The sequence below is a fragment of the Streptomyces sp. NBC_00299 genome (genome assembly GCF_036173045.1).
Taxonomy (GTDB): domain Bacteria; phylum Actinomycetota; class Actinomycetes; order Streptomycetales; family Streptomycetaceae; genus Streptomyces; species Streptomyces machairae.
Genome location: NZ_CP108039.1, coordinates 3,787,229 through 3,799,959 on the forward strand (window position 1 = coordinate 3,787,229; position 12,731 = coordinate 3,799,959).

Here is a 12,731-nt window from a genome sequence, read left to right on the forward strand (position 1 = left end):
TAGGGTGTGCGCCGTGAGCGCCGACGAGCCCCAGATACCGCAGATCCCGGTGAGCCCCCAGGCCCCCGAGAACTCCGAGTACGCCGACTTCATCGAGGCCACCCGGGCCTCGTACGACGCGATAGCCCTCGCCTACACGGACCGCTTCCCCGACTGGCCGGCCGACAGCCACCCACTCGACCGCTCCCTGATCACCGCCTTCGCCGAACTGGCCCGCGAGCGCATCCCGGCCCCCGTCGCCGACCTCGGCAGCGGCCCCGGCTCCGTCACGGCCCACCTCAACGTCCTCGGCCTCCCGGTCTTCGGCGTCGACATCTCCCCCCGCATGGTCGCCCTGGCCCGCCGCGCGCACCCCGAACTACGGTTCCACGTGGGCTCGATGACCTCCCTCGACCTCCCGGACGAGACACTGGGCGGGATCATCGCGCTGTACTCGGTCATCCACATCCCGACCGAGCATCTCGCCGCCACGTTCGCCGAGTTCCACCGCGTTCTGGTCCCCGGCGGGCACGTACTCCTCGGGTTCCAGTCCGGCAGCCCCGACGGCGACGAGGAGCACCTCCACCTCGCGGAGCGCTTCGGCCAGGAGATCGCGCTCGACTACTACTGGCGCACCCCGGAGGCGGTCGCCGCCCACCTGGCCAAGGCGGACCTGCCGGCTCAGGCCCGCGTGCTGCGCGAACCGGTCGACGGGGAGGTACGCCCCCGCGCGTTCGTTCTGGCCCGCAAGCAGTCGTGACCTACCTGGCCAGTTCGCACCACACGTATTTGCCCCGGTTGCCGTGCCGGGACAGAGGCTGCCATCCCCACAGGTCGGAGCAGGCCCGGACGAGGGCGAGGCCGCGCCCGTCCTCCAGCTCGGCCGGGTCATCCAACGGCCCTGGCGGTTCGGGCGGCTCGGGATCGGCATCCCAGGCCCCGATCCGCAGCACGCCCGCTGCCCAGCGCACCCGCAGGGCGGCGGGGCCCTTCGTGTGGCGTACGGCGTTGGACACCAGCTCCGTGGCGAGCAGTTCGGCGACGTCGACGAGGCTGATCAGGCCGTGCATGGTGAGGATCAGGCGGAGGGTGCGGCGGGACACCGTGACGGCTCGGACGTCGTTCGGGATGTAGAGGGAGTACTCCCAGGGCTCGGACTCGGACTCGGTTTCGGGCATGCGGCAGCTCCGGTTCGGTGGTGTGGGGGTGCGGTCGGCGGGCGGTGGCAGTGCCGCAGCCGTCGTGGCAGGACGGAGTGGTGCGCTTCCGGGGTCCCGGGGTTCCGCAGGGTGTGCGTCGCGTCACCGACGGTAGACCTGGATTTACAGGTTCAGCAAGCCAATCGCGTAACCTGGCCCCCGAACGAGTCGTGTATGCAGGCGTGTTAAACCGGGGTGAGCTGAAAATGGCGGGGTTGAGGCGCGAGCAGACAGCACGTCAGGTGCGCTTGGGCGTCGAACTGCGCAGGCTTCGTGACGCGGCAGGCCTCACGGGCCGCGAGGCGGCGGCCCTGCTCGGGGTGAGCTCCACGCAGATCAATCAGATCGAGTCGGCTCTCAGCGGCGTGAGCGAGAAGCGCCTGCGTCGACTGGCCTCCAACTACGCCTGCACAGATGCGGAGTTGATCGATGCCCTCGCAGCGATGGCAACGGATCGGACGCGCGGCTGGTGGGAGGAATACCGAGGCCTTCTGCCCACGCCCTTCTTGGACATCTCAGAGTTGGAGCACCACGCCACCTACCGCGACGACGTGGAGTTCTTGCTCATCCCCGGCTTGCTTCAGACCGAGGCTTACGCACACGCCGCCTTCTCCTCCAGAGTCCCCGAGCTCTCGGGCGAGGACCTGGAACTGCGCGTCCGGCACCGGATGCAACGCAGGGTGGTCCTCGAAGGTCCCGCCCCGATCCCGTACAAGGCAATCATCCATGAGGCAGCACTGCGCGTCCGGGTCGGCGACCGCGCCATCGCCCGAGACCAGCTGAGCCGCGTCCTGGAACTCTCGGAAGCCGGTCACATCACAGTACGTGTCGTCCCCTTCGACCTCGATGGCTTCGGCGGGACATGGGGCACCATGATGCTGGCCGGCGGCACAGTCCCCAGGCTGGACACAGCCGTGCGAGACGCACCGCATGGCACGGCGTTCATCGACTCCGAAGCTCAGCTCAGCGTCTTTCGAACAGTCTTCCGTAGGGTAGAAGCGGTATCGCTCGACCCCATGAGGTCGCGTGACTTCATCCACGACCTGGCCAAGGAACTGTGAGGCACACCGTGACCACCCCTGACACCTGGCGCAAGTCGTCCTACTCCGGCGGCGGCGACGGCAACAACTGTGTGGAGATCGCCGCCTCCCCCACCCACATAGCCATCCGCGACTCAAAGGCCCCGGCCCACGGAACCCTCACGGTCCCCGCCGAGGCCTTCACCCCCTTCATCGAAGCCCTGAAGGCCCCTTCAACCCCCTGATCACACAGCCGTAACCGCCGACAACCGGTGCACATCCCGCGCCGTCCCCGTAACCCCCGACAAGAACCCCTGCGCCCGCGGCGACGCGTTCTCCGTCAGCCACGCCGGGTCGATGTCGCACACCGCCACCCGGACCTCGGTCCCCGACAGCGCCAGCGGCAAGGTGTGGACGACCGTCGACGGGAAGCTCAGGATCGTACGGCCGATGGGGCCACGGCGGGCGATCAGCTCCAGGGGGAGGTCGGGGCGTACGACCTCCAACCCCGTCTCCACCGCCAGCCGGTGCAACTTCTCCGCGCTCTCGCGGCGGTGGGCGAAGTAACGCGTGGCGCCGTGGGCCTTGGCCAGGGAGCGGACGGCTTCGAGGTAGCGGTCGCCGTCGACCACGCCCGTTTCGACCAGCGACGTGCCCACCATGTCCGCGCCCTTGGTGATGCGCGGCGGGCCGAAGCGGTCGCGGGTCCACGCGAAGGTGTTGGCGGTGACCGTCACGCCGGCCGGTGTCTCCTCCATCGGCATGGAGGAGAAGATCTCGACCTTGCGGCGCTCGCTCGGCGTCAGACGCTTGCGGGCCGCGGACGACACCGGCGCGAAGACCAGGTCGCGGGGGCCGGGGCGGCCGCCCTTGCGGTGCCAGCGGACCAGGCGCTCGCCGCGGGCGAGTTGGGCGACGAACTCCATGGTCGCCGTGCCGTCGTCGACGACGACGATGTCACGGGCCTTGGTGATGGTCAGCAGGAGTTGTACGTAGCGGGAGAAGGGGTCGCCCAGGACGATCCGGTCGGCACGGCGCAGCAGGCCCGCCAGGCCGCCGATCGTCTGGAACGGAGCCGCCGGGCCGCCCCGCGCCTCCTCCCAGCGGACCGCGTGCCCCTCCTCGCGCGCCAGTTCGGCCATCCGGCGCAGCTGGCCGCGGGTCATGGGGTCGATCGGGGACAGGACGACGAGGGTGAGTCCCGTGCCGACGGCATGCCGGCGGGCGTGCGCCCACTCCAGCACATTAAGGAGCTGTACCGGGCTCTCGACGAAGGCGAGAGTGTGGGGGCCGGTGTTCCCGGCGCGGGGGCTCATCGACGTACGACCGTCCCGTCGTAAGGCGCTCATGCGGCGCTCGTATTCAGCTCGTGCAGCTCGCGCTGCTCGTGGTCGGGAAGCTCGAAGGGCGCCGAGCCCGAGCGCCCCTGGTCGGGGGCACTCGGACATCGGCGCGCATTCGAACTCGGGGCGTTCCGGGTCAGACCGAAACCGGCTCGCCCGCCGCCGCGGCGATCTCCGCCTCGGCGACCACACCGGAGACGCGGCGCAGCTTCTTCATCGGGCCCAGCTCGGAGTCGTAGACCTTCTTGACGCCGTCACCGAGGGAGGCCTCGATGGTGCGGATGTCGCGGACGAGGCGCACCAGGCCCTGCGGCTCGACCGAGGCGGCCTGGTCCGAACCCCACATCGCGCGGTCCAGGGTGATGTGACGCTCGACGAAGACGGCGCCGAGGGCGACCGCGGCCAGCGTGGTCTGCAGGCCCGTCTCGTGGCCGGAGTAGCCGATCGGGACGTTCGGGAACTCCTTCTCCAGCGTGTTGATCACGCGGAGGTTGAGCTCCTCGGCCTTCGCCGGGTACGTCGAGGTGGCGTGGCACATGACGATGTTCTCGGAGCCGAGGACCTCGACCGCGTGGCGGATCTGCTTCGGCGTCGACATGCCGGTGGAGAGGATGACGGCGCGGCCGGTGGCGCGCAGCGCCTTCAGCAGCTCGTCGTCCGTGAGGGACGCGGACGCGACCTTGTGGGCCGGGATGTCGAACTTCTCCAGGAAGGCGACGGCCTCGGTGTCCCACGGGGAGGCGAACCAGTCGATGTTCTTGGACTTGCAGTACTCGTCGATCTGGCGGTACTCGTCCTCACCGAACTCCACGCGGTGGCGGTAGTCGATGTAGGTCATCCGGCCCCAGGGGGTGTCGCGCTCGATGTCCCACTGGTCGCGCGGGGTGCAGATCTCCGGCGTGCGCTTCTGGAACTTCACGGCGTCACAGCCGGCCTCGGCGGCCACGTCGATGAGCTTGAAGGCGTTCTCCAGCTCACCGTTGTGGTTGATGCCGATCTCGCCGCAGATGTAGACGGGCTTGCCGGGGCCGACTTCACGCGAACCGAAGTTGCGCAGGCGGGAGTAGGTGCTCATGGCAGACATGTCCTTACTTGGTGAGGGAATCGAGAGAGGGGCCGAGGATCCAGCTGGCGATCTCTCGGATTGCGCCGTCGCCACCGGGGGTGGTGGTGACCGCGCGTGCGGCGCCGCGCACGACGTCGTGGGCGCTCGCGACCGCCACGGGCCAGCCCACGAGGGCGAAGCACGGGAGGTCGTTGACGTCGTTGCCGACGTAGAGCACGCGCTCAGGCGCGATGCCCTGCTCCTCGCACCACTGCTTGAGTGCGAGGTCCTTCCGGTCGATGCCGTGCAGCACGGGAATCTGCAGCTTCCGTGCGCGGGCGGCGACGACCGGGTTCTGCTCCGTGGAGAGGATGAGCATCTTGAGCCCGCTCTTGCGCAGGGCTCCGATGCCGAGGCCGTCTCCGCGGTGCACGGAGACGAACTCCTTTCCATCGGCATCGATCAGCACCCTGTCGTCTGTCTGGGTGCCGTCGAAGTCCAGTACGACCGCGTCGATGTCGTCGGCGGTCGGGAGTGCGCCGGGCCGGTCCGCGTCGAACAGCGGGGCCAGCGCGCGGGCGCGGGCCAGGTCGTGGGGATCGTCGATCTCCAGGACCCGGGCGGGGTCGGTGCGCACGAGTTCGGTGCGACCGAAGAAGCGGTGCTTGTGCTCGCGGAAGCCGGCGGCGTCCATCGCGTAGGCGGCGCCGGTCTCCAGGAAGTCCTGGGGGCGGTCCTGGCGGCGCGGGCGGAAGGACTTGTCGTGGTTGACGCCGTAGCCGCCGCTGGTGGTGGTGCGGGTGGTGACGGTGTCGGTGCCGCCCTCGGCGGCCTCGCGCTCGGTGCGCAGGGCGGCCGGCTCGTCGTCGCCGTGGCGCCATACGAAGCCGTGGAAGGGCGCGACGGTCAGGGCCGTGTCGGCACCGTTGGCGACGATCGCCTTGACGACGCCGTCGAGGTCCTCGCGGATGATGAACGGGCTGGTGCACTGCACGAGCAGGACCACGTCCACCGGCGAGCCGTGCAGCGCCTCGTGGGCGTCCATGGCGTGCAGGACGGCGGCCTCGGAGGTGGCGGTGTCGCCGGCGATGGCGGCGGGGCGCAGCACGACCTCGGCGCCGGCCTGGCGGGCGGCGGCCGCGATGCCCTGGTCGTCGGTGGAGACGACGACGTCCGTGACGAGCCGCGAGGCCCGGCACTCACGCACGGCACGCGACACCAGCGGTACACCGCCGACGGGCATGAGGTTCTTCGCGGGCACGCCCTTGGAGCCGCCGCGCGCGGGGATCACGGCGAGCACCCTGGGCACCGAGGTGCCTTGACCTGCTTCCGGGTTGGACATGGGCTCCACTCCTTGGGCTCCTTGCAAAGGCTTCGGGGCGCGTCCCGGCGCCCCGGTCGGGTCGCTCACAGCTCCCCCATCCGCCGGATGACGGGGGCCACGCGCTGCACGCCGTGCCGGTAGGCGCCGCGCGCCGCCCGGCGCACGATCTGCCGGACGGGGCCGGGCTCCCTGTCGTGGGCGGGGGCGCCGGGCAGCGGGCTGCCGTCCGGGCCGAGGTGGTGGCGGGCGAGGATGCCGGGCAGATAGCCGGGCGCGGTGGCCGGCGTGTAGTACGGCGTGAGGGCGGGCAGACCGCCCGGACGTTCCAGCAGCTTGGTGATGCGCTCGCGGGCCGCGTCGAAGGCGGTGGCGTACGAGCCGTCGGCGCAGACGCCCTGCCGGGACACCCATTCCTCGTCGGGCGTCGGGCTGTGCCCGTCGTCCAGCTGGTCCCAGGAGGCGAGGCAGCCGGAGCCCACGAAGTGGTGGTTGCCGAGCACCTCGCGCACGCCGAGGTCGCTGAGGACGACGGTGGGGATACGGCGGTGCAGCGATTCCAGCGCCGCCGTGGAGCTGATCGTGACCAGCAGGTCGGTGCGGTCGAGGACCTCGCCCATGTTCCCGTACACCAGTTTGAAGTTGGCCGGCGGGTCGAGCCGCTGGACCAGCTTCTGGTACGGCAACTCCTCGATGTGCGTGGTGTGTTCGCCCGGCTTGGAGCGCAGTTTGAGCAGCACCTCGCGCTCGGGGTGCCTGCGGGCGTGCTGGATGAGCCGGTTCAGCAGGTACGTACGGTCCTTGCGGCTGTCCGGCACGGAGGGCTGGGCGGCGAAGACGACCGTGTACGGGTCGTGCTCGCCGGGGTAGGGCGCGCCGCCGAGGAACGGCAGGGCGACCTCGGTCACCGCCGAGGAGTCGGCGCCGACCCCGTCGTACACCGCGCGGAAACGCTCGGCGTCCTGGCGGGAGTTGGCGAGGACGAGGTCCGCGCCGTGCCGCAGGAGCAGGCCGTCGGCGAGCTTCTCGTAGACGACACCGACGTAGCCGGTGACGATCACGGGCCGCTGGGGCTGCCCTTCCCAGACCCGCTCGAGGCCGTGCAGCATGGCCTGTACGCCCCCGCCGACGAGGGCGAGGACCAGGACGTCGTACGACTCCTGCGCCATGGTGCGCAGGAACTCGACGGCGCTCACCTCACGGAGGGAGTCGGCGTGGACGCCCACCTCCTGGAGCTGGCGGGCGGTGGGGGTGGCCCGGCCACGCAGGAGGAATCCGTCCAGACGGATGTCCGAATCCTCCGGGGAGATACGGTTCGCGGTGAGCGCGCCCCATTTCCACCGGGTATCGGAATCTGCGAGGACGGCAACTCGTCGGGTCTTCGTCGCACTTGCTGGCACACCGAAGACGCTAGGAAGCCTTTTCGAGGTTCTGCCCAACCAGAATGCAACAGACGGTTAACAGCACATCGACGAACGGCGAATCGAGCCGGGAACGGGCTGTAAAAAAGCCCGGTTCACGGCTTCGCCACACGTCGTTCACCTCGATTCAAGGCGATCGTCAAGACGAATGACGGGCTTCGTCCTAACGTCCATTGCGTGGTCAAGCTCTCCGTCATCGTGCCGTTCTACAACGTGCAGCAATACGCGCCCGACACCCTGAGGAGCCTGCGTGCGAACGCACGTGAGGACTTCGAATTCATTCTCGTCGACGACTGCTCGCGCGACGGGACGCCAGAGATCCTCGCGCGCGCGGAACGCGAGTTGCCAGGCGCGGTACATGTCAGACACGAGAAGAACGGGGGACTGGCGACCGCGCGCAACACCGGTATCGACCGCGCGCGCGGCGAGTACCTGACGTTCCTGGACGGCGACGACTGGCTCGCCCCCGGCTACTACCCCCGGCTGGTCACCGCGATCGAGGAGTTGGGCTGCGACTTCCTGCGCACCGACCACGTCCAGTGCACGGCCCGGGCGCGCGCCGTGCACCGGGTGCCGCACGGGCGCCGGAACGTCGTGATGAATCCGCGCGAGGCGATCCTGCCCGCCGACCGTTCCACCTCCGTCGACTACGCGTACGCCTGGGCGGGGATCTACCACCGCCGGCTGGTCGACAAGGGGGTGCTGCACTTCACCGACGGGCTGCGTACGGCCGAGGACCGGCCGTGGATCTGGAAGCTGCACCGGGAGGCGGATTCCTTCGCCGCGGTGAGCCTGCTCGGCGTCTTCTACCGGCGTGGTGTCGCCTCGTCGCTCACCCAGATCGGTGATGTGCGCCAACTCGATTTCATTCGTGCGTTCGACCAGGTCATCGAGGAAACCGCGCAGGACCCGGAGGCGGACAAACTCCTGCCGAAGGCCGTGCGTACTTATTGCGCCATCATTTCCCATCATCTGGGATCCATCGAAAGGTTCGAGCCCGCGGTGGCGAAAAAGCTGAAATCCATGAGTGCCGCGGCCCTGCGCCGCATGCCGCAGAACGTCCTGGACGAGGCGCTGGACTCCATGGACATCCAGCGCGCCACGCGGCTGCGCCGGCTGCGTCGCCGTCCCGCCCCCGCGGGGGTCGCCGCGTGACCACCCAGATCTTCCAGGCGTCCACCCTCTACGGCGTGGCCACCCTCGCCACCGCCCTGGACTCCGGCTGCTTCCGCCCCGCCGACCGGCGCATCCTGCTGGTCTGCAACAACGCCGCCACGCCCGAGACGACGCCCGGCCTCGACGAGATGCCGGGTTTCGAGCGGCTGCGTGAGCGCTTCGACGACGTGCTGTCGTACAACGAGACGATCTTCCCCTTCCACCCCGGTGGCTGGTCGCCCCGGCAGGACGACCTGCCGCTGTGGGAGAGGTTCCTGCGCCACGAGTGGCAACTCGGCGAGCACGACGTCGAGTTGGCGGTGGAGTCGATCCAGGTCAACCCGTCGCTGGGCATCGCGCAGATCTTCACCGGCGCGCCGGTCACCGTCTACGCCGACGGACTGATGAGTTACGGCCCCACCCGCAACAAGATCGACCCGCTGGTCGGCACCCGCGTGGACCGGGTGCTCCACCTCGACCTGGTGCCCGGTCTGAAGCCGCTGCTGCTCACCGAGTTCGGTGTGCCGGCGGAGATCGTGCCGACTCCGGCCATCACCAAGGTGCTGGCGGAACTCGTCCCTTCCGGTGACGCGCTGCCGGAGATCGAGGAACCCGCGCTGCTGCTCGGCCAGTACCTCTCCGCGCTCGGCATCCTCAGCGATGACGAGGAGGAGGACCTGCATGTGCGGATGCTGAAGGGCGCGGCCGGGCTGGGCCACGACAAGGTGGTGTTCAAGCCGCACCCCTCGGCTCCGGCCCGTTTCACCCGCAGCCTGGAGAAGGAGGCGGAGAAGCTCGGCGTCGAGCTCACCGTGCTCGACACGCCGGTTCTCGCCGAGGTGCTGTACCAGCGGATGCGGCCCGCGCTGGTGGTGGGCTGCTTCTCCACGGCCCTGCTCACCGCGTCCGCGCTGTACGGCCTTCCGGTCGCACAGGTGGGCACCGAGCTGCTGCTGGAGCGGCTGACGCCGTACGAGAACAGCAACCGGGTGCCGGTCACGATCGTGCACGCGCTGCTTCCGGAACTGGGCGACCGTAGCGCGGTCACCGAGCAGCGCCGGAGCATGGACGTCGGTGCGCTGGGGGCGCTGGTGCGTGCGGTGGGCTTCGCGATGCAGCCGAAGATCCTGCCGGGGCTGCGCGAGGAGACGGAGCGCTACCTGTCCAAGAACCTGAGCGAGCGGACGCTCCGCTACTTCAAGCGCAAGCGCCTGACGTCCCTGGCCCTGCCCGGCGGCCTCCCGGCCCAGCTGTCCTTCATCCCCCGCAACGCCACGGTCCGCCGCGTGGCCCGAAAGGCCCGCAACCTGCGGCGAGCGGTACGCCGCTAGGGCCTGGCCGGCGGGTTGGCCCACCCCCCGCCCTGGGCCTTCGGGCACGGGGCGCCTTCCGCTGCCGGACGCAAGAGCGCCGTAGCGCGATGGGTGCCCCCGCGGGGTGGCGCTCCCCGGCGGGTCGGTGCGGGCTGTCCGCCGGGCCGGGCAGGGGTGGGCGGCGCGGTCGACACCGTGGACCGCGCCGGGCCGGCGCTCAAGCAGCGCGCGCTGCTTCCCGGTTCCCCCGGCCGGCGCAGCCATCCGCCCTGGGACGGCCGACGTCGGCGCCACTTGGGGGCAGCAACCCGTCCCTGACGGCGTTTGCGAGGCGCTCCCCTTCGAGTAGTTGCGCAACTCCCCTCACTCACCCGGGGCCGCCCCCGACACGGCACCCCCGCGTCGCCGGAACGACACTCCGTCTATGCGGCGTTTTCACAATCTCGAGGCGTCGCGCGGGTGGGGCCGGTGGGGTCGGAGTTGGAAGCGACGCGTAGGTGAACTCGCGCGGACGGCGCGGCGAATCTTGCTCCGCTCGCCGAAGTGGGCGCTTGGATTCGGACTAGTGTGCTGTGGTCCGGCTGAATCCCAGCGAGGGGAATCCTGTGATCGACACGCCCGAGGACACCAAAGTGACCTCCACGGGCACCGTGGTACGCACTGTCCTCCCACCGGTCGCCTCGTCCCGCCCACCCAAGCCGGACAAGCCCCGCGAGCCCCGGTTGCGCGCACTGGACGGACTGCGCCTGATCGCCGCGCTGATGGTGGCGGCGTACCACTACGGCGGCCGCGGCGGCGAGGTCACCGACGCCTGGGGAAGCTCGCCGCAACAGCAGTTCCCCACGCTGCACGGCTACTTCGCGTACGGCTGCCTGGGCGTCCAGGTGTTCTTCGTGATCAGCGGGTTCGTGATCTGCATGAGCGGCTGGGGCAGGCCGCTGAAGTCGTTCTTCGCGTCCCGCGCCGCCCGGCTGCTGCCGGCCTACTGGGCGGCCATCATCATCGTGACGCTCGTCTTCGCACTGCCGGTCGTCACCTACAAGGCGGTGTCCCCCAGCGACGCCCTGGTGAACCTGACGATGCTTCAGCAGCCGCTGGGCGTCGACCGGGTGCTCGGCGTGTGCTGGACCCTGTGGGCGGAGATCCGCTTCTACGCCCTGTTCGCGCTGTGCGTCGTACTGCCCGGCGCGACCCGCCGCCGCGTGATCCTGTTCTGCGCCGTCTGGACCCTCGCCGCGGTCATCACGGAGGGCGCGCAGCAGCCGCTCCTCGACATCCTCCTGATGCCCGAGTACGCCCCGTACTTCATCGGCGGCGTCGGCCTGTACCTGGTGCACCGCGACCGCAAGGACGCGTACGCCTGGGGCATCGTGATCGTGAGCTGGCTGATCGGCCAGCACTACGCGGTGTCGCGGCTGTGGCACGCCCCCGACGTCGACGCCTTCTCCTACCGCAGCTCCTTCGGCATCATGCTGGTGGTCACCCTGGGCTACGTCGCCGTGGCCGCGATCGCCCTGGGCTGGCTGCACTGGGCCAACTGGCGCTGGCTGACGGTCGCGGGCGCCCTGACGTACCCCTTCTACCTCGTGCACGAGCACCTGGGCTGGGTCGTCATCAAGGCGCTCCACCAGGGGCTGAACATCCCGTCGTACGCCACCGTCCTGCTGACCGTCGGCGCGATGCTGCTGCTCGCCCGGCTGCTCAACCGGTACGTGGAGGACTGGGCCACTCCGCTGATTCGTCGCAAGCTGGCCTCGATTCCCAGGAAGAATTAAGGAAGCGGTAAGACACCTGGTCAGCGGGGATGTGCGCATGCACGTCCCCGCTTCGCTTCTCCTGCGCGCCATCTGCCGTTCACCTGCCGCCCCTGGGATGCGGAGGCACAGCGCGAGAGAAAGGTGTCACCGTGCGAGACCCTCGGATGACGGCGATCAGCAAGGGACTGAAGCGTCGGGGCAGGCTGATGATGCAGGCCGTGAGCCCACCGCGCGGGAACCTGAACGCCGTCCCCTCGCCCCGCAGCGCGGATGACTCCGAAGCCGACTACACCGCCCCGCCCGCTCCGCGCCTGGTGGAGTCGCCGGTCTTCGTCCTGTCCTCGGTGCGTTCCGGCTCGACGCTGCTGCGGGTGCTGCTGAACAGCCACAGCCGGATCCGGGCCCCGCACGAGATGCATCTGCGCACGCTGCACGTGCACCTGTCCCGTGAGTTCACCGCGGCCGCCATGAGGGAGCTGGAGCTCGACAAGGACGAGCTGGAGCACCTGCTGTGGGACCGGGTCCTGCACCTGGAGCTCACTCGCAGCGGCAAGGACGTCATCGTCGACAAGACCCCGCCGAACACCCTCATCTGGCCCCGGCTGCACCGATGTTGGCCCCAGGCACGCCACATCCTGTTGCTGCGCCACCCCGCCGCCGTGATCGCGTCCCTGACCAGCCGCCGGGCGGACCCCGACCACGAGGCCGTCCGCGCCGAGGTCCTCGGCTACAGCGAGAAGCTGGAGGAGGCGCGGCAGAACCTCGACGCCCATGTGATCCGGTACGAGGAACTGACCGCGGAGCCGGAGCGGGTCACCCGCGGCATCTGCGCCTATCTCGGCCTTCCGTGGGAGCCCGGCATGCTCGACTACGGCGCACAGGACCACGGCACCCTCCGCCCCCAGCTCGGCGACTGGTCCAGCACCCTCAAGTCCGGCCGGATCCAGCCCGCCCGCACCGCCCACCCGGACGTCGAGCTTCCGCAACGGCTGGCAGAATTGGCCCGCGCATGGGGCTATCCGGACTGAAACCCGCTGGTCGAGACCCCGCCGAGCGCGGCCTGCCGGGGCCCGGCGATCCGGTACACCGCACGGAAACCGATGAGCCCCCCGTTGACCATGCGATGTTGTCCTGCCGTTCATCGCACAGCTGGTTTGGCGTATTCGCACGGGGCAGACA

12 protein-coding genes are annotated in these 12,731 nt (G+C 69.9%); 7 read left to right on the forward strand and 5 right to left on the reverse strand.

Features of this window, described 5'->3' with window-relative positions:
* Positions 1–49: 49 nt before the first annotated feature.
* Positions 50–739 (forward strand): class I SAM-dependent methyltransferase, encoded by a 690-nt coding sequence (locus OHT51_RS16490; protein WP_328884340.1) that lies wholly within the window; start codon positions 50–52, stop codon positions 737–739.
* A 1-nt stretch (position 740) separates the two neighbouring features.
* On the opposite strand, the gene OHT51_RS16495 is transcribed toward OHT51_RS16490, so the two are convergent.
* Entirely contained in the window at positions 741–1,157 is a 417-nt protein-coding gene (locus tag OHT51_RS16495; RefSeq protein ID WP_328879709.1) for an ATP-binding protein, read from the reverse strand.
* A 227-nt stretch (positions 1,158–1,384) separates the two neighbouring features.
* Here OHT51_RS16495 and OHT51_RS16500 point away from each other — a divergent pair, with 227 nt between their 5' ends.
* Both OHT51_RS16500 and OHT51_RS16505 read left to right on the forward strand, forming a co-directional pair.
* The gene (locus OHT51_RS16500) at positions 1,385–2,239 is read left to right on the forward strand and encodes a helix-turn-helix domain-containing protein (protein ID WP_328884341.1); all 855 of its coding nucleotides are present in this window, start codon (positions 1,385–1,387) and stop codon (positions 2,237–2,239) included.
* Between the two features lie 8 nt (positions 2,240–2,247).
* Positions 2,248–2,442, forward strand: a complete 195-nt coding sequence (locus OHT51_RS16505) for a DUF397 domain-containing protein (protein ID WP_328879710.1) — start codon at positions 2,248–2,250, stop codon at positions 2,440–2,442.
* Here OHT51_RS16505 and OHT51_RS16510 read toward each other — a convergent pair whose 3' ends face one another.
* From OHT51_RS16510 to OHT51_RS16525, 4 genes are all read right to left on the reverse strand, one after another.
* Positions 2,443–3,513: a hypothetical protein gene (locus OHT51_RS16510; protein ID WP_328884342.1), complete on the reverse strand. Its 1,071-nt coding sequence runs from the start codon at positions 3,511–3,513 to the stop codon at positions 2,443–2,445.
* Positions 3,514–3,676: 163 nt separating this feature from the next.
* Entirely contained in the window at positions 3,677–4,615 is a 939-nt protein-coding gene (locus OHT51_RS16515) for an N-acetylneuraminate synthase family protein (RefSeq protein WP_328879711.1), read from the reverse strand.
* A 13-nt stretch (positions 4,616–4,628) separates the two neighbouring features.
* A complete protein-coding gene (locus tag OHT51_RS16520) occupies positions 4,629–5,927 on the reverse strand; it encodes an N-acylneuraminate cytidylyltransferase (RefSeq protein WP_328879712.1) in 1,299 nt (432 codons plus the stop codon).
* 65 nt (positions 5,928–5,992) lie between these two features.
* Positions 5,993–7,306 (reverse strand): DUF6716 putative glycosyltransferase, encoded by a 1,314-nt coding sequence (locus tag OHT51_RS16525; RefSeq protein WP_328879713.1) that lies wholly within the window; start codon positions 7,304–7,306, stop codon positions 5,993–5,995.
* A 198-nt stretch (positions 7,307–7,504) separates the two neighbouring features.
* Between OHT51_RS16525 and OHT51_RS16530 the strand changes: the two genes are divergently transcribed.
* The 4 genes from OHT51_RS16530 (at position 7,505) to OHT51_RS16545 (ending at position 12,580) form a co-directional block, all read left to right on the forward strand.
* Positions 7,505–8,482, forward strand: a complete 978-nt coding sequence (locus OHT51_RS16530; RefSeq protein WP_328879714.1) for a glycosyltransferase family 2 protein — start codon at positions 7,505–7,507, stop codon at positions 8,480–8,482.
* Positions 8,479–9,813, forward strand: coding sequence for a polysialyltransferase family glycosyltransferase (locus OHT51_RS16535; protein WP_328879715.1), 1,335 nt, complete (start codon positions 8,479–8,481; stop codon positions 9,811–9,813). Before OHT51_RS16530 ends, OHT51_RS16535 begins: the two co-directional genes overlap by 4 nt.
* A gap of 587 nt (positions 9,814–10,400) precedes the next feature.
* Complete coding sequence (locus OHT51_RS16540) at positions 10,401–11,570, forward strand: acyltransferase family protein (RefSeq protein ID WP_328879716.1); 1,170 nt, start codon at positions 10,401–10,403, stop codon at positions 11,568–11,570.
* A gap of 146 nt (positions 11,571–11,716) precedes the next feature.
* Entirely contained in the window at positions 11,717–12,580 is an 864-nt protein-coding gene (locus OHT51_RS16545; RefSeq protein ID WP_443052713.1) for a sulfotransferase family protein, read from the forward strand.
* The last annotated feature ends 151 nt before the right edge of the window (positions 12,581–12,731 follow it).

Coding starts and splice junctions, on each gene's coding strand:
- OHT51_RS16520 (WP_328879712.1), bottom strand. CDS start 5,927: ATGTCCAACCCGGAAGCAGGTCAAGGCACCTCGGTGCCCAGGGTGCTC.
- OHT51_RS16515 (WP_328879711.1), bottom strand. CDS start 4,615: ATGAGCACCTACTCCCGCCTGCGCAACTTCGGTTCGCGTGAAGTCGGC.
- OHT51_RS16500 (WP_328884341.1), top strand. CDS start 1,385: ATGGCGGGGTTGAGGCGCGAGCAGACAGCACGTCAGGTGCGCTTGGGC.
- OHT51_RS16495 (WP_328879709.1), bottom strand. CDS start 1,157: ATGCCCGAAACCGAGTCCGAGTCCGAGCCCTGGGAGTACTCCCTCTAC.
- OHT51_RS16545 (WP_443052713.1), top strand. CDS start 11,717: ATGACGGCGATCAGCAAGGGACTGAAGCGTCGGGGCAGGCTGATGATG.
- OHT51_RS16510 (WP_328884342.1), bottom strand. CDS start 3,513: ATGAGCCCCCGCGCCGGGAACACCGGCCCCCACACTCTCGCCTTCGTC.